At 69.7% G+C, this 15,611-nt stretch carries 19 protein-coding genes and 1 pseudogene; 10 read left to right on the top strand and 10 right to left on the bottom strand.

Annotated elements, in window-relative coordinates:
* Positions 1-23: 23 nt before the first annotated feature.
* Entirely contained in the window at positions 24-1,367 is a 1,344-nt protein-coding gene (locus G6N45_RS04015; RefSeq protein WP_163720510.1) for an aldehyde dehydrogenase family protein, read from the bottom strand.
* A gap of 88 nt (positions 1,368-1,455) precedes the next feature.
* Here G6N45_RS04015 and G6N45_RS04010 point away from each other — a divergent pair, with 88 nt between their 5' ends.
* The 3 genes from G6N45_RS04010 to G6N45_RS04000 are packed head-to-tail and all read left to right on the top strand — an operon-like array spanning position 1,456 to position 4,810.
* Positions 1,456-3,126, top strand: a complete 1,671-nt coding sequence (locus G6N45_RS04010) for a RecQ family ATP-dependent DNA helicase (protein ID WP_163727745.1) — start codon at positions 1,456-1,458, stop codon at positions 3,124-3,126.
* Positions 3,123-3,632, top strand: coding sequence for an SRPBCC family protein (locus G6N45_RS04005; protein ID WP_163720509.1), 510 nt, complete (start codon positions 3,123-3,125; stop codon positions 3,630-3,632). The genes G6N45_RS04010 and G6N45_RS04005 overlap by 4 nt, the downstream gene beginning before the upstream one ends.
* Before the next feature lie 11 nt (positions 3,633-3,643).
* A complete protein-coding gene (locus G6N45_RS04000) occupies positions 3,644-4,810 on the top strand; it encodes a zinc-dependent alcohol dehydrogenase (protein ID WP_163720508.1) in 1,167 nt (388 codons plus the stop codon).
* 12 nt (positions 4,811-4,822) lie between these two features.
* Here G6N45_RS04000 and G6N45_RS03995 read toward each other — a convergent pair whose 3' ends face one another.
* Complete coding sequence (locus G6N45_RS03995; protein WP_163720507.1) at positions 4,823-6,211, bottom strand: FAD-dependent oxidoreductase; 1,389 nt, start codon at positions 6,209-6,211, stop codon at positions 4,823-4,825.
* 118 nt (positions 6,212-6,329) lie between these two features.
* On the opposite strand from G6N45_RS03995, the pseudogene G6N45_RS03990 reads away from it, so the two are divergent.
* A pseudogene (locus G6N45_RS03990) lies at positions 6,330-6,464 on the top strand (UTRA domain-containing protein); the annotation flags it as partial.
* Positions 6,465-6,477: 13 nt separating this feature from the next.
* On the opposite strand, the gene G6N45_RS03985 reads toward G6N45_RS03990, so the two are convergent.
* Entirely contained in the window at positions 6,478-7,284 is an 807-nt protein-coding gene (locus tag G6N45_RS03985) for a cutinase family protein (RefSeq protein WP_246228868.1), read from the bottom strand.
* 77 nt (positions 7,285-7,361) lie between these two features.
* On the opposite strand from G6N45_RS03985, the gene G6N45_RS03980 reads away from it, so the two are divergent.
* Positions 7,362-7,982, top strand: a complete 621-nt coding sequence (locus G6N45_RS03980) for a hypothetical protein (RefSeq protein ID WP_163720506.1) — start codon at positions 7,362-7,364, stop codon at positions 7,980-7,982.
* 7 nt (positions 7,983-7,989) lie between these two features.
* Here G6N45_RS03980 and G6N45_RS03975 read toward each other — a convergent pair whose 3' ends face one another.
* Entirely contained in the window at positions 7,990-8,202 is a 213-nt protein-coding gene (locus G6N45_RS03975; protein WP_163720505.1) for a DUF3072 domain-containing protein, read from the bottom strand.
* Positions 8,203-8,415: 213 nt separating this feature from the next.
* Between G6N45_RS03975 and G6N45_RS03970 the strand changes: the two genes are divergently transcribed.
* Positions 8,416-8,913, top strand: a complete 498-nt coding sequence (locus tag G6N45_RS03970; protein ID WP_163720504.1) for a pyridoxamine 5'-phosphate oxidase family protein — start codon at positions 8,416-8,418, stop codon at positions 8,911-8,913.
* Positions 8,914-8,929: 16 nt separating this feature from the next.
* Here the strand turns inward: G6N45_RS03970 and G6N45_RS03965 are convergent, their stop codons facing one another.
* From G6N45_RS03965 to G6N45_RS03950, 4 genes are read right to left on the bottom strand one after another with little or no spacing between them, the layout of a single operon-like run.
* On the bottom strand, positions 8,930-9,262 hold the full coding sequence (locus G6N45_RS03965; protein WP_163720503.1) for a GNAT family N-acetyltransferase: 333 nt from the start codon (positions 9,260-9,262) through the stop codon (positions 8,930-8,932).
* Positions 9,259-9,561: a GNAT family N-acetyltransferase gene (locus G6N45_RS03960; RefSeq protein WP_163720502.1), complete on the bottom strand. Its 303-nt coding sequence runs from the start codon at positions 9,559-9,561 to the stop codon at positions 9,259-9,261. The genes G6N45_RS03965 and G6N45_RS03960 overlap by 4 nt, the downstream gene beginning before the upstream one ends.
* Before the next feature lie 7 nt (positions 9,562-9,568).
* Positions 9,569-10,534 (bottom strand): pirin family protein, encoded by a 966-nt coding sequence (locus tag G6N45_RS03955; protein WP_163720501.1) that lies wholly within the window; start codon positions 10,532-10,534, stop codon positions 9,569-9,571.
* Positions 10,531-10,989: an EVE domain-containing protein gene (locus tag G6N45_RS03950; RefSeq protein ID WP_163720500.1), complete on the bottom strand. Its 459-nt coding sequence runs from the start codon at positions 10,987-10,989 to the stop codon at positions 10,531-10,533. The genes G6N45_RS03955 and G6N45_RS03950 overlap by 4 nt, the downstream gene beginning before the upstream one ends.
* Before the next feature lie 81 nt (positions 10,990-11,070).
* On the opposite strand from G6N45_RS03950, the gene G6N45_RS03945 reads away from it, so the two are divergent.
* A complete protein-coding gene (locus tag G6N45_RS03945) occupies positions 11,071-11,340 on the top strand; it encodes a DivIVA domain-containing protein (RefSeq protein WP_163720499.1) in 270 nt (89 codons plus the stop codon).
* Complete coding sequence (locus tag G6N45_RS03940; RefSeq protein WP_163720498.1) at positions 11,333-12,877, top strand: acyl-CoA carboxylase subunit beta; 1,545 nt, start codon at positions 11,333-11,335, stop codon at positions 12,875-12,877. The genes G6N45_RS03945 and G6N45_RS03940 overlap by 8 nt, the downstream gene beginning before the upstream one ends.
* 10 nt (positions 12,878-12,887) lie before the next feature.
* Here G6N45_RS03940 and G6N45_RS03935 read toward each other — a convergent pair whose 3' ends face one another.
* Positions 12,888-13,223 (bottom strand): hypothetical protein, encoded by a 336-nt coding sequence (locus G6N45_RS03935; RefSeq protein ID WP_163720497.1) that lies wholly within the window; start codon positions 13,221-13,223, stop codon positions 12,888-12,890.
* 86 nt (positions 13,224-13,309) lie between these two features.
* Between G6N45_RS03935 and G6N45_RS03930 the strand changes: the two genes are divergently transcribed.
* Complete coding sequence (locus tag G6N45_RS03930; RefSeq protein ID WP_163720496.1) at positions 13,310-14,017, top strand: TetR/AcrR family transcriptional regulator C-terminal domain-containing protein; 708 nt, start codon at positions 13,310-13,312, stop codon at positions 14,015-14,017.
* A gap of 142 nt (positions 14,018-14,159) precedes the next feature.
* Here the strand turns inward: G6N45_RS03930 and G6N45_RS03925 are convergent, their stop codons facing one another.
* The gene (locus G6N45_RS03925) at positions 14,160-14,453 is read right to left on the bottom strand and encodes a WhiB family transcriptional regulator (RefSeq protein ID WP_057149943.1); all 294 of its coding nucleotides are present in this window, start codon (positions 14,451-14,453) and stop codon (positions 14,160-14,162) included.
* 355 nt (positions 14,454-14,808) lie between these two features.
* Between G6N45_RS03925 and G6N45_RS03920 the strand changes: the two genes are divergently transcribed.
* Positions 14,809-15,537 carry a transcriptional regulator gene (locus G6N45_RS03920; RefSeq protein WP_163720495.1) on the top strand — a complete coding sequence of 243 codons (729 nt, stop codon included), beginning with the start codon at positions 14,809-14,811 and terminating at the stop codon, positions 15,535-15,537.
* Positions 15,538-15,611: the final 74 nt, after the last annotated feature.

Below are 15,611 nucleotides of genomic sequence, written 5' to 3'. Positions count from 1 at the left end.
TCGAAAATGGTTGTTGGGCGGATCTATTGGCCCGGCGGTGACCAGTGCACCACTTTCATCGCCGTCATCTCCTCGAGCAGTTCGGGCCCGTATCCGATGCCCGAGCCACTGGCGCGACGCGGCTCGGCGGACCCGCCGGGCGCGCCACCGAACACCGCGTTGATCTTCACGGTCCCCACCGGCAGTGCGTGCCAGGCCTCCTGGGCGTGCGCCATGTCGGCGGTCAGCACCGTGGCGGCCAACCCGTAGCGGTCGTCGGCGGCCTCGGCCAGCGCCGTGGCGAAGTCCGGCACCACCCGCACCGGCGCGATCGGCCCGAACGTCTCCTCGGCGAACAGTGCCATGTCCGGCGTGCACCCGGTCAGCACCGTCGGCGGGTAGAACGTGCCGGGACCCGGCCGCGGTTCGCCGCCCACCAGCACGCGGGCGCCGCGACGCACCGCGTCGGTGACATGACTGTGTACGAGCACGCGGTGCCGCTCGTCGACGAGCGGGCCGATGCGGTCGTTCCAACAGTGCGCCTCAGCCACCAGGGCGTCGACGAAGGCCTCGGCCAGGGATTCCACGACATAGATCCGCTCGACGGCCACGCAGATCTGACCGGCATTGGCGAAGGCGCCCTGCGCTGCTTGCTCGGCCGCCCAGCGGGGTGACACGTCGTCGTCGACGATGAGCGCGTCGTTGCCGCCGTTCTCCAGCAGCGCCTTGGCGCCGTGCGCCGCGCAGGCTTGCGCGATGGCGCGGCCCGTGGAACTGCTCCCGACATGGGCGACCACGTCGATGCGCTCGTCGCCGGCCAACTGCGCGCCGACGGGCCCGTCCCCGTCGACGATCTCCAGCACGCCGTCGGGCAGCGCCGCGGCGACCAGTTCGGCGAACCGTCGCCCGGTGCGCGGGCAACGCTCGCTCGGCTTGTGCACGACGGTGTTGCCGGTCACCAGTGCCGCGCCGATCAGTCCAGCGGCCACGGCGACAGGGTCGTTCCACGGCGTCAGCACCGCGACGACCCCGCGGGGTTCGGGCACCATCACATCGATGGCCGCCGGCCCGCCGAGCAGACTGCGGCCGCGGTGCACAGGTCCCAGTTGGGCGTACTGGCGCAGCGTTCCGATCCCGGCTTCCACCCCGCCGAGGGCGTCGTCGCGAGGCTTTCCGGTCTCGCGCTGATTGAGCTCGGCGAGTTCGTCCGCCGCCGCGGCGACGGCGTCGGCCGCCGCAGCCACCGCGGCTGCCCGATCGGCAGCCGGTGTCCGCGCCCACGCCGCCGACGCCGTTCGCGCACGGCCCACCGCTGCGTCGCAGTCGGCCGCACCGGCGATCGGGACACGCGCGACCGTGTCGCCGGTGCGGGGATCGAGGACAGTCATCTCCAGGGTTTGCACGCGGAGACGAATACCCGCGCGACGACGATCGACACGTCCGGTGATGCCCCGGTTGAGCGGGCCGCGCCCGGGTATGGGCGGGGCCGTGATTCGACGAAGTGACCTGCAGGAGGCCGCCGGTCGCGTGTTCGGCTGGACGCTGCGCGACGAGCAACTCGACGGGATGGAGGCCGTGAGCGGCGGCCGCGACGTGCTGGCCGTGATGCCGACGGGGTCGGGAAAGTCGGCGATCTATCAGGTGCCCGCCATCCTGATGCCCGGCGTGACGGTGGTGGTCTCGCCGCTGATCGCCTTGCAGCAGGACCAGATCGAGAACCTGAACGACACGGCCGCGCCCGATGCGGTGGCGGTGAATTCGCGCCAGAGTGCCGGGCGCACCGAGCGCAGCTGGGAAGCGGTGCGGGCGGGCGAGGCCGAGTACGTGTTCCTCGCACCGGAGCAGATGCTCAAAGACGAGGTGATCGACCGGCTTTCGGCGGTCGAGCTGGCGATGGTCGTGGTCGACGAGGCGCATTGTGTGTCGGCATGGGGCCACGACTTCCGGCCGAGCTATCTGCGGCTGGCCGATGCGGTGCGGCGACTGGGCGGAGCGCCCGTGGTGGCGCTGACCGCGACAGCGTCACCAGTGGTGCGTGCTGACATCGTCAGCCACCTGGGCATGCGCGATCCCGCCGTGATCGCCACCGGGTTCGACCGGCCGAACATCCGGCTCGAGGTCGAGCACCACGTCGACGACCGGGACAAGCGCGCCGCCGTCCTCGACGCGGTGGCCGCGCTGGCGGGCCCCGGCCTCGTGTACACCGCCACCCGCAAGGACGCCGAGCGCTGCGCCGCGGCATTGCGCGAGCGGGGTGTCGCCGCGGGCGCGTACCACGCCGGACTGCGCGCGGCCGACCGCGACGAGGTGCACCGCGCCTTCCGGGACGACGACATCGACGTCGTCGTCGCCACATCCGCGTTCGGCATGGGCATCGACAAGGCGGATGTCCGCTTCGTCGTGCACGCGTCGATCCCGGACTCGGTGGACAGCTACTACCAGCAGGTGGGCCGCGCCGGCCGGGACGGGCGGGACGCGGTGGCGCGGCTGTTCTACCGCCCCGAGGACCTGTCGCTGGCGAAGTTCTTCATGACTGCGCACGCCGACGAGGAGCGCCTCACGGCGGTGTTCGGGGCGCTGTCGACCACCACGCCCAAGCGCCTCAGACAACTGAGCGACGACACCGGCATCAGCGGCCGCGCGCTGACCCAGGCGGTAAACCTGCTCGAGCAGGCGGCCGCCGTCAGGTCGGGGCGCCGCGGGTTCACCGCGGTCGACGAGGACGTGCAGCAGGTGCTCGCGCGGGCAGTCCGCATCACCGAGGCGACCGAACGGGTCGACCGCACCCGCGTCGAGATGATGCGCGGCTACGCCGAGACCACCGACTGCCGGCGCCGCAACCTGCTCGGTTACTTCGGCGAGCTGATGGCCCATCCGTGCGGCAACTGCGACAGCTGCGAAGACAGGGCCGGACGGGGGCATCCGCTGACAGACGAGCAACCGGCCGTGCCGCCGAACACCCCCGTCGAGCACCGCGAGTGGGGCCACGGAGTGGTCATCAGCGGCGAATCCGACCGCATCACTGTGCTTTTCGACGAGTTCGGCTACCGCACGCTGGCGATGGACGTGGTTCGGGACGCGCACATTCTGACGATCGGCGCCGAGGATGTTTCGGCGGGTACGCCCCGGGTAGCTGCGAGCTCATGAGCGTCATCGACAGCGCCAGACAGCACGCCAAACACCTCGTGGCCAAGGCCGCCGAGAAAGTGACCGACCACGCCGGCGCCGATTCACCGGTCCAGGCCGTCACCATCGGCCGTCCCCGCCCCGAGGTCGTCGCCCTGTTCACCGACCCCGACCGGCTCTCCCGAGTATTCGGCGACGTCGCCGCCGTGGAGAGCATCGGCCCCGACCGGCAGCGGTGGACGTTCGGCTCCGACACCGCGTGGGAGTGCGTCGTGGGCGTCGACGACGACAGCCACGTCCGGTTCGTCGACGCCCGGCCAGACGGCACGACGTCGGTCGCGCTGACGTTCCGCGATGCGCCGTCGGATCGCGGCACCGAGGTGATCGCGCGGCTGAGCACTCCCGGGCCGGGCGCGCTCACCGGCGCACTGGCCTTCAAGGTCCTCTACCGGGCCCGAGCACTGTTGATGACCGGCGAGATCCCGACCATCGTCCGCAACCCGAGCGCCCGCGCGTCGGCGCGCTGAGGAGGAACGACATGAGAGCACTGGTGTGGAACGGCGTCAACGACCTCGCGGTGGAAACCGTCGACGACCCCGAGATCCTCAACCCGCACGACGTCATCGTGGCGGTCACCCTGACCACCACCTGCGGCTCGGACCTGCACTTCATCGACGGCTACATCCCCGGCATGCGGGAGGGCGACGTCTTCGGGCACGAGTTCATGGGCGAGGTCGTCGAGGTGGGCCACGAGGTCACCGGGATCAGGGTCGGCACCCGGGTGGTCGTGCCGTCGTTCATCGCGTGCAACAGCTGTTGGTACTGCGATCACGACCTGTACTCGCTGTGTGACACCACGAACCCGAACGCCGAACTGCAGGCGCCCGTGCTGGGCGCCCCGACAGCCGGCATCTACGGCTACACCCACGAGTTCGGCGGCTACGCCGGCAGCCACGCGCAGTTCGTGCGGGTGCCGTTCGGCGACGTGAACTGCTTCGCGATCCCGGACTACGTGACCGACGAGCAGGCGCTGTTCATGTCGGACGCGGTGCCGACCGGGTACATGGGCGCCGACTTCTGCGACATCGCCGGCGGCGACGTCGTCGCGGTGTGGGGCGCCGGGGGAGTCGGTCTGATGGCGGCGCGCAGTGCGCTGCTCAACGGTGCCGGCCGGGTGATCACGATCGACCGGATCCCCGAAAGGCTCACCCTGGCAGAACGATTGGGTGCCGAAACGATCAACTACGCCGAGGTCGACAGCGTGGCCGAGGTGCTCAGGGAGAAGACCGGCGGACGTGGGCCCGACTCGGTGATCGAGGCCGTCGGCATGGAAGGCCACAGCACCGGCATCCAGCAGGTGTACGACCGCACCAAGCAGGCGCTGCGCTTGGAGACCGACCGCGCCGCCAGCCTGCGCGAGGCCATCCTGGCGTGCCGCAAAGGCGGCGTCGTCTCGGTGCTCGGCGTCTACGGGGTGACCGACAAGTTCCCCATGGGCGCACTGATGAACAAGGGCCTGACGCTGCGTTCGGCACAGCAGCACGGCCAGCGCTACATCCCGCAGTTCTTCGACTACGTGCAGCAGGGCGATCTCGACCCGTCGATCCTGATCACCCACGACCTGCCGCTCGAGGACGGGGTGCGCGCCTACGACATGTTCAAGAACAAGACCGACGGCTGTATCCGGGTCGCGTTGCGGCCCTGAGGGATTCGCTGATCAGCGCAGTGCGCCGAGGAGCTGGTTGAACGCCTCGGTCATCGACGGATGGGTGTAGATCTCGTCGCGCAACTGCGACGCCGTGATGCCGTGGCGCATCGCGAGCGCGACGGTGTTGATCACCTCGTGCGAATCGTAGGACAGCAGCGCCGCACCGAGGATCTCGTCGGTGTGGGCGTCCACGACGACCTTCATCATGCCCGCGGTCTCCTCGACGATGCGGGCGCGCGGCACCGTCGCCATGTCGGCGACGCGCATCGCGGCGGTCTTGACGGAACGCCCGGCGTCGACGGCCGCGCGTTCGGTGAGGCCGACGCGCGAGAGCGGGGGAGTCAGGAACAGGGTGTACGGCACGGCCCTGCGGTCGGTGGTGCTGCGCGCACCGCTGCCGGTGAGCTGGTCGAGCACGATCCGGTGATCGTCGAGGGAGACGTAGGTGAACTGAGGGCCGCCGTTGACGTCGCCGACGGCGAAGATGTGCGGTTGGCTGGTCCGAAGGTGCTCGTCGACCGAGATGGCGCCGCGCGCAGTGACTTTCACACCGGCGCGGTCCAGCGCCAGCGCCTCGGTCGCCGGTGTGCGCCCGAGTGCGACCAGCACGGTGTCGGCCGGCAGTGTCTCCGGCCCGGCCTCGGTGTGGAACGCCACGGCACTGGTGCCGTCGCCCTGGTCGTCGACGCGGTCGATGACCGCCGAGGTGACGATCCGCACGCCTGCGGCCTCCATCACCTCGCGGGCGCAGGCGGCCACATCGGAGTCCTCCTGCCCGAGGATGTCGGCGTGGCGTTCGAGGACGGTGACGTCGGAGCCGTATGCGGCGTACATCGCGGCGAATTCCATGCCGATGTACCCACCCCCGAGCACGACCAGCCGGTCGGGCAGCCGGTCCTCGACGAGCATCTCGGTGCTCGTCGCGAGGTTCGGCGCGTCGCGCAGACCCGGAATGTCGGGGATGACGGCGTGCGAGCCGGTGCCCACCACGAGATGGCGGCCGGTCACGGTGACCGTGCCGCGGTCAGCGGTGTGCACCTCGACGGTGTGCGCGTCCCGGAACACCGCCTCACCGGTCAGCACCGTGGCGCTGTCGAGCGTGTCGAGCATGGAGAAGTTGGCGGCACGCAGCGTCGAGGTGAGGCGTGCGGTGGCGGCCACGGCGTCCCGGTAGTGCTGCGGATGGGCGCCGGGCGCCAGGTGTTCGGACCGCGAGATGAGTGCCTTGGTCGGCACGCAGCCGGTGTTGATGCAGGTGCCGCCGTACATCATCGGTGACCGTTCCACCATGACCACCGACCAGCCTTGCCGGGCCAGCGTGGCGGCCAGCGTCTTGCCGCCCTTGCCGTAGCCGATCACGACGAGGTCGGCGTCGAGGTGGGTGTCAGCGGCGTTCACAGAGCTCTTCTTCGCACGGCAGTACACATTACGGAGTCAGCGCAGTGCGGCACGGCCACGGATCCGGCCGAGCACGATGAGCGCCGGCAGGGTGACGATCCAGCGGGTTCCGCCGAGCGAGTCCACGACCGCGATGCCGATGTTGCTGTTGCACCGCAGATCCGTTGATGAGGACGGTGTGCCGATCGAGGTCGTGCGTGCGCTGTACCGCGGTGATCGGGTGGCGTTCGAGGCGACACTCACCGACCGCTGACGTCAGCCCGGCGTCACCCGGCGTGGGACGTCGGCTTCGGGCTCGCGGCGATCTTGCCCGCGGCGAAGTCCGCCGCCTGACCAACCAGACCGTCGGAGATGTAGCGGGCGTGGGCGCCGATGTCGTTACCGGGCGAGCACACGAAGTCGTCCGGCACGCACAGCTCGATGGTCTTGGGCTGGTACAGCGGGCCGATCTTGACTGCCGGCTGCTGGATGACGTTCATGAACCGGTCCGACGGTGTGCCGAGCAGTGCCACCGCGGCGACATGGTCGGCGATGTCGGGCGGCATCGGCTGCGGCACCTCCGACGCCGACACCCCGTCGGGAATCAATTCGGTTGTCACGAAGCCCATCACGGCCGCGCCCTGGGAGTAGCCGCCCAGCACCATGTGGGTGTCGGGGCACGCTGCCGCGATCTTCTGCACCTGTGTGCTGGCGTCGACGACGCCCTGCAGTGCGGTGGGGAAGTCGGGGCTCGCGGGATAGTCGACGGGGTACACCGCCACCGACCGGGGACCGACGCGGGCCTTGAGGTCGTCGACGAATGCCTCGCCCATCGCCCCGAGTCCCGGGGGTTCGGTGGTGCCGCGCGCGAAAAGCACCTGCACATCCGGACACCCGGGCGGCGGAGCAGCTGCGTCGAGCGGCCCGATCGCAGGCGGCGCGGCCGGCACGGCCGGTGGTGGGCCGGGCAGTTGCGGTTCGGGACCTGCGGGCTGCGCCAGGGCCGACGGCATGGCCAGCGACGCGAGCACGAGGTTGACGGCGATGGCCGTGGATACCCGGCACGAACGGATCGAACGAGAAGCACACCCCACCTGTCGATCGTGACACAGATGCGCGGCGCCCGCGCCTCACCGCGAGGGCTCGGTCGTTCACCACCGGGGTACCGGGTATGAAGAAGGGCATGCGCATCGCCGATCCGGCAGACCTGCTCGCCGGTGCCCGCGCGGTACGGGACACGGCCGCCGCGGTGATCGGATACGGCGGGGACGTGTTCAGTGCGCCCGGCGAGACCTTCGAGGCCACTCTGTCCGTCGACTCCACGGCCGCGGTGCCGTCGGTGTCGGCGTTACGTCCTGGTGTCACGCATCGCGCGCTGGTGCAGGCCGGTCCCGACGACCGCGGCCCGACGGCCCGCAAGCTGTGCATCAAGCTGTGCGACGTCTACGGGGCCGGCCGCCACCAGGACTTCCTGCTGGCGTCGTCGGGAGACGGCGCACCGCTGCACCACGTGGTGCTCCCGAGCGATCCGGTGGCCCCTCTGTATTCCTCGCTGTGGCTGTATCTGGCCGGGCTGCAACCGATTCTGTTCGGCGCCCGGCCCAACACCACCGGCCGGGATCTGCGGTTCGCCGCGGGCAGCGAGTTGAGCTTCATGATCAGTCCGCCGGTGGGTGAGTTCCGCCGGATCGGGACGCTGCGCCTCACCGGCTCGTACGACGAACCGGTCCGCTTCGCCGGAAGCACCAGTGGTGGCGGCCTGCGGCCGCTGCCGCCCGTGCTCTTCTACTGACCCTCCCTCAGTTCCCGCGACCGGTCTGCTGCTGCAGTTGGTCGATCAACTCGGACGCCTGCGCCTTGGTGGCGTCCTCGGGGATCTCCGCACCGGCCTCCTGGGCGAGGGTGTGCAGATAGCTTCGCTGCGCCCCGGTCATCGGCTCCTCGCCCGTGACCCACTGAGACGGGTCCTTCTCGGCGTTCTCCTGCGGTGCGTGATTGCCGTTGTCTGTCATCGTCGTTCACCTCCGCACCGGGGATGCCCATCGCACGTGTGTTCGAAACCCGGAAACGAAGGCGGCCTCGCCGGGCTATTGCTTAACCCTGACGAGGCCTTGGGACTACGGCCGCCCCGTAGCTACCCCTGTGTGGTCGTTGCCCACGCATCCCATGATCAAACGACTTACCCGGCGGAATTGTCGGGAGGCGGCCTGGAAGGATCGCGGATCGTGGGCAAGAACGAACGCGCGAAGATCGTGATGACCGACGGTGAGATCACCGAGTTCATCGAACGGAGCCGCACGGCCACCATGGCGACCGTCCTGCCGAACGGCCGGCCGCATCTGGTGGCGATGTGGTACGCGGTGCTCGACGGCGAGATCTGGTTCGAGACCAAGGCCAAGTCGCAGAAGGCCGTCAACCTGCGCCGCGACCCGACCATCACCGTGATGGTCGAGGACGGCCTGTCCTACGACACGCTGCGGGGTGTGTCGATCGACGGCAGCGCCGAGATCTACGACGATCCGGAGACCAACCTGCGGGTCGGTATCAGTGTGTGGGAGCGCTACACCGGCCCGTACACCGAGGAGGCGCGCCCGTTCGTCGACCAGATGATGAACAACCGCATCTGTGTCCGGGTGGTGCCGTCGCGGATGCGCAGCTGGGATCATCGCAAGCTCGGCCTGGGCGGCATGCCGATCTCCGGGAGTACCGCCCAGTATCTGTAGCGGCCGTCGTTCGTGATCAGCCTTGCGCGAGCACCCGTTTCACCTCGGTGGTGACGGGGTCGACGATGTCGTCGAACTCGTGGTTATTCTCGAGGAAGCCGGCGACCATCGAGCACACCGGGACGATCCGCAAACCGGCGTCGCGGGTGGCTTCGAGCGCCTGCTGTATGAGGATCGTGGCCAGCCCGCGCCCGGAGTACTCGTCGTCGACGACGGTGTGCGGAAAGATGCGCCGGCCCTCGTGGTCGACGAACTCGGTGAACCCGGCCTGGTTTCCGTCGACGGAGATCGCGAACCGGTCCTGTTCGGCCGCGACCTCGGTCGGTGCGCCGGTCTTGTCGGTGGTCATGAGGGGTCTCCTGTCAGATCGGCGAACTCGGGGTTCTTGTCGATGAACTCAGCGACCATCCAGCATTGCGGCACGACGCGCAGCCCCGCGGCCCGGGTCGCCTCCAGTGCCTCACGGACGAGAATGGTCGCCAGACCGCGGCCCTGGAAGCGCGGGTCGACCTCGGTGTGCGGGAAGACCCGTCGACCGTCGCGGTCGTAGAAATCGGCGACCCCCACCGTGCGGCCCTCCACGGAGATGCTGAAGCGGTCCGGTTCGGCGGCGACCTCCGTCGGCGCCCCGGTTCTGTCGTTGGCCATCCCTTCTCTATACCCGCGGATTGGGTCGCGGTCGCAAGGTGGCGTGCGGCAGTGGTGGAGCAGGCAGCCGGGAGACGTCGCCGCGGTAGCCGGTGACGGCGCCGAAGCGGTCGTCCCGGGCCTGCCACTGTTCGCGGAAGGCCACGATCTCCTGATGGCTGCGGCCCACGAAGTTCCACCACATCACGAGCTCCGACGGGAAAGGAACACCGCCGAGCAGCAGCACCCGCGCGGGGCCGTCGCCGCGATTGGCCAGATGCAGGCCGGGGTGGCCGGTGCCCTGGTAGCCCAGGTCGGCGACCGCGAGCAGGGCGCCGCACGCCTCGACGCTGCCCTGGTCGACGAGCACGCCGTGCTCGTATTCGTCGTCGACGTCGAGCGTCACCGCCACGCCCGCGTCGATGTCGAGCTGCGCCCCGAGCAGTGGCGTGAACGTGTGCACCGGTGAGCGCTCGCCGTCGAGTTCGCCGAGGAACACCCGCGCCGTGACACCGCCGACGGTGCGCTGCCGCGGCACGTGATGGGCGAAATCGCGGCCGGTGTCGCGGGCGGAGTCGGGCAGTGCGACCCACAGCTGCGCGCCGTGCAGCACGGGAGCATCGGCGATCGACACCTCCGAGTGGCAGATGCCTGCACCGGCCGTCATCAGGTTCAACTCCCCGGGACGCACCACCGCGTGCACCCCGGCACTGTCACGGTGCTCGATCTGCCCACTGAACAGCCAGCTCACCGTCTGCAGACCCGTGTGCGGATGCGGAGGCACGTCCATGCCCGGTCCGCCCCGAAGGTCGTGCGGACCGTAGTGGTCGGCGAAGCACCACGCCCCGATCAGCGACCGGTCGCGCTGCGGGAGCGTACGGCGCACCCGGATCGCCCGCGGACCGCCCAGCGGCACCTCGCGGGGATGCAGCACCCCGGCGAATGTCGAAGGGGCGCAGTCGACTTCGGAGGGCGCCGCGTCGGTGTTGCTCATGGACTCACAGTAGTCTCCTCAGCGGCCCGGCCGACGGCCGCAGAATCGACCATCGCGGAACGGATGACCTCGAGATCGTGGTCGTCGATGCGGAACACCCCGAAGCGGAACTTGTAGCCCCACCGGGACTTGTCCTCGATGAAACCGAGCTCGTCGATCAGCGGCCGGATGGGTGTCTCGGCGCAGTCGAGGAAGTCGACGTTGCGCCGCCAGTGCACGACATCCGGCGACACCTCCGCCTGATACGGCTCGTCATCGGCGACGCGACCGATGGCGGTGAAGGCCTGCAACGGAGCGCCGTCGGGATAGGCCGTCTTCGGTGAGTAGAAGATGATCCAGTCGCCCTTGGCCATCTTGCGCAGCATGTGCGGCTTGCCGTGGTTGGCCTGCGTGAAGCGGCCGCGCACCCCGCGTTCCACATGATCACGGCTGACCGTGTTGATCCAGTTCGTCATGTCCGCACGGTATGCCCGCACACCGACGCCCGGCCGCATCCGTGCACAGGGCCTGTGGATAACTGGCTAGAGTCTGAACTCATGGGCGACGGCGGGCTGACGGCGGAGGATCTGCGCAACGTCACGTTCGAGAAACCGCCCTGGGGCAAGCGGGGATACGACGAGAAGTCGGTGCAGGACTTCGTCGCTCTCGCGGCCCGCCGCCTCGACGGCCGCGGTCACCTGTCCGCCGACGACGTGCGCGCGGTGCGGTTCAACAAACCCGCGTTCGGCAAGCGGGGCTTCGACGAAAACCAGGTCGATGCGCTGCTCGAGGACATCGCCGCGGCCATCGCCGACCTCGATGCCTGACTCCGGGGAGTTGCGCGACGACCTGCTCGATCTGCTGCGCCGGCGTGAGCTGACCGAGGACGCCGCGCGCCCCGAGGCGGTCGAGCGCCGGCACGCCGCCCATGGCCGCACCGCCCGAGAGAACGTCGCGGACCTGGTCGACCCGGGGTCCTTCGTGGAATACGGGCGGTTCGCGATCGCCCCGCAGCGGATGCGCCGCGACCTCGAGGACCTGATCGCGCGGACGCCTGCCGACGGACTCGTCGCTGGCACCGCCCGCGTCGACGGCAGCGCGTGCGCGGTGCTGTCCTACGACTACACCGTGCTGGCCGGAACCCAGGGCGTACTCGGGCACCGCAAGAAGGACCGCCTCTTCGAGCTGATCGGCCGGATGCGGCTGCCCACCGTGTTCTTCGCCGAGGGCGGTGGCGGCAGACCGGGAGACACCGACTACCCCGTGGTCTCGGCGCTCGACACCCGCGCGTTCGCGTTGTGGGCCAAGCTCTCCGGCGTCGTCCCCCGCATCGCTGTGGTCAAGGGTCGCTGTTTCGCCGGCAACGCCGTGATCGCGGGTACGGCGGATCTCATCGTCGCGACCGCAGACGCCTCCCTGGGCATGGGAGGACCGGCCATGATCGCCGGCGGCGGCCTGGGGGATGTGCCGCCCGACGCCGTGGGCCCGATGAGCGTCCAGGAACCCAACGGCAACGTCGACGTCGTCGTCGCCGACGAAGCCGAGGCCGTCGTCGTGACGAAGCGGCTGCTCGGCTACTTCACCGGCGACGTCGCCGAGTGGACCGCGCGTGACCAGAATGCGCTGCGCACCGCCGTGCCCGAACGGGAGCGGCGCGCCTACGACGTCGCGCCGGTCATCGAGACGCTCGCCGACGACGGCTCCGTGACGTTACTGCGTCCCCGGTTCGCGCGGGAGATGGTGACCGCGCTGGCCCGCATCGAGGGGCGCGCGGTCGGGGTGATCGCCAACGACACCCGGTTCACGGCCGGGGCCATCACCGCGGCGGCCTCGGACAAGGCGGCGCGGTTCCTGCAACTCTGCGACGCGTTCGGGCTGCCGGTGGTGTCACTGATCGACTGCCCTGGCTACATGGTCGGCCCGGACGCCGAGGCGGAGTCGCTGGTGCGCCGGGCCTCGCGGATGCTGGTGGTCGGCGCCGCGCTCCGGGTGCCGATGGTCGCTGTCGTGCTGCGGCGGGGATACGGCCTTGGAGCGCAAGCCATGTCGGGCGGCAGCCTGCACGAGCCGGTGCTGACGGTGGCGTGGCCGGGCGCGCATCTGGGGCCGATGGGTCTGGAAGGTGCGGTGCGCCTCGGGCTGCGCAAGGAACTGGAGGCGATCGCGGACGACGCCGAGCGCGAGGAACGTGTCCGGCAGGTCACCGCGGTCGCGCAGGACAACGCGCGTGCTCTCAACGCGGCCATGCTCTTCGAGATCGACGACGTCATCGACCCCGCGGATACCCGATCGGTGATCGCCGCGACGCTCGCCGCCGCGGGCGGACCGCAGCGCGGCGGCGGCCGGTTCATCGACACGTGGTGAGAGCGGGTGATCACCCGCAGCGCGTCTGGTACCCCGTGGTCAGGCAGCCGGCGGTGACGGCGGCGACGTCCTCGGTGTGCGCATCCTGTTCCTGCCATTCGGCGAAGAAGCGGTGCACCCACTGCTCGGTCGCGAACTCACCGAACCGGCGCGGGTGGTGGATCACCACGTCTGCGGGGGCGCCGTCCCCGCAGAGCACCACCGGACCGACGAAGAGATTCCCGGTGAACGTGTAGCGGCGCGCGTGCCCGTCTTCGGTGTGCCCGTCCACCTCGTAAGAGAGGTAGCCGCCGTCGTGGGCGGTGCGCCGAATGCGTAGAACGGTGACTCTCTTGCTGTCCCCCATGACCCTCTTTCCCGTCCGGTCGCGCGACGATCAAGCTTCTGGCAATACATCCGTATAGTCAACGGTGTTGACGTAAGGGGTGGGGAATGGCCGAACCGCGGCGCCAGCCGGCCGCCGGGCGACGGCGGCGCCGCACCCGCGCGGGAACAGATCTGTCGCGCGAGGTGTACATCGACGCGGCGGTGAACCTGATCGAGAACCGCGGCGCGGCGGTGATGAGCGCACGCACACTGGCCGCGGCTGTCGGTGCGGACGCCTCGGCGCTGTACCGCTACTTCGGCAGTGTCGACGACGTGCTGCGTGCGGTCGCTGACCGGATGATCGGCATCGCTCTGGACAACTGGTCGCGCAGCGAGCACTGGATCGACTCGCTGGCCGACCTGGCGCGGGCGCTCTACAGCGTGTACGTCAACGACTTCCCACAGACCGGCTTCGCGGTGGCGACGCGAACGACAGGTCTGGACAACGAGATTCGTGCCGTCGAGCTGACGATCGGGCTGCTGCGCGACGGCGGATTCGACGACGAGACGGCCGCCTACCGATTCCGCTCGCTGGCCGACTTCCTGCTCGGACAGGCAATGCTCGAGGCGGCGTTCCTCTCGCTGTCGCCGGACATCCGCAGCAGCGACAACACCGCTTGGCAGGAACTGGGCGACCGGATTCCTCATGCCGAGGCTCCTCACGCGGCCGCCGCGGCGCCACACCTGCGCGTCCTGATGCTGCGGTCGTCGTTCGAATCGTCGCTGCAACTGATGTTGAGCGGGCTGGCCGCGTCGCCACGCAACGCGGCTTGAGGTCGGGGGGCGGTGCCGCCATGGCGCCTCTCGGCGAGTGGTCGCTCGAAGCGACGAAAAGGGTTGGAGCCCGGGGCATGTCCGGCACCGCCAGCAGAGTCAACCGGGCAGGCGGCCGTGATATTCCGGACCGGATCGACGCTCATGCGATCTCGGCGTAGTACACCCGGCGCTCACCGACCCGCTGGCCGTGCTGCTCGGCCAGCGACTTGAGCTGGCGCAGAGCAAAGGTGCGGCCGCGGCCGGCCTCGGGCACGTAGATGCCCGCCCACAATCCTTCGGCGCGGGGTGACTCGCAGGCTTCCTTCGCGCACAGCCACCGGCGCGGGCAGGAGCGGCAGATGGCCTTCGCCTCGTCGTCCGCGGTGGTGGTCCAACGGTCAGGATCCCGGGTGCACTCGCCGACCGGCGTCTCGTCCCACGGGGTTGCGTTCATCGGGTAGCTCCTCTGTGCCTGGGCGGCGCATCCGCCGCGATGGGAGGAAAGCTAATCGAGAAACCGTAGCGATGCAACACTTTCTACGGGCAGAACCGTTGCGGGCTGGTTGCGTGCGCCATCCCTCAATGGCGCAACGGGGCGAAGAAAAGCGTTGTGAACTGGGTATTAGCTGCGTCTGTCTGCTGACGAGACGTCGCGAAAAACATGTAGCGTTGATGCGGTTGTCGACGTTGCGACGGTGTAGTTTTGACGTCGAACCGTTGCGCCCGGACTTGCGAGCCGTAGCGGTACGCACTGCTCGATAGGATTCGACCGCCCTTGGGCCCCACCACACACGAGGAAACCCCGGCACATGATCAACGCGGAGTCGATCGAGGAATCGACCGACGCGCTCGATCCGGGGATGGTCAGAGCCGGAGCGGCGGCAGCGGCACGGCGCCGCGAACTCAACATCAGCCAGCGGCGCCTGGCCGCCGACGGCATCATCAACGCCGGTGCGCTGATCGCGTTCGAGAAGGGGAGGAGCTGGCCTCGAGAGCGCACCCGGGCAAAGCTCGAAGAGGTGCTGCAGTGGCCGCCGGGAACCATCGAACGGCTGCGCACCGGACAGCCCGACCGCCCCCGCCCGCCGGCGCCTCCGGCCAATGGCGAGGAGGTCTCCCTGATCGCTCAGGCCGTCGTCACCGCGGTGAACACCTTGTCGGACACGGTGGCGTCGCTGCCTCCGGTCGACGACCCGGCGTTCACGCCGCGGATCACCGCGATGCTGACCGATCTGCGACAACTCGAGGGGGTCGCGGCCGGGGCGGCGCGCATCGGCCGCGTCACGCCCGCATTGATCAAGGCGCTGGGTGCGGTGCGCCGCCTCTACGACGACCTCATGGTCCGTGCCGCGCAGGCGCCCGGCGCGACCCTCGGCCAGCGGCTCTACGCCGCCCGTCGCGGTGCGAACCTGACTGTCCCGGAGACCGCGCAGGCGGCCGGCGTCGCCGAGCAGGTGGTGGCGCGTGCCGAGGCGGGGGAACCGGTCGCGCCGGCGGACGCCGAGGCCATCGAGTCGCTGATCACCCAGATCGCATGAGTTCCCAGCGAAGGATCCCGCGTCCGCGGGCCGGTCGGTACTTTTGGTGACACCTGCGACAATTTCAGGACTTG

It is taken from the genome of Mycolicibacterium psychrotolerans, assembly GCF_010729305.1.
Taxonomy (GTDB): Bacteria; Actinomycetota; Actinomycetes; order Mycobacteriales; family Mycobacteriaceae; genus Mycobacterium; species Mycobacterium psychrotolerans.
The sequence above is the reverse complement of the archived record's forward strand: the minus strand, read 5'-3'. Positions and strand labels throughout refer to the sequence as shown.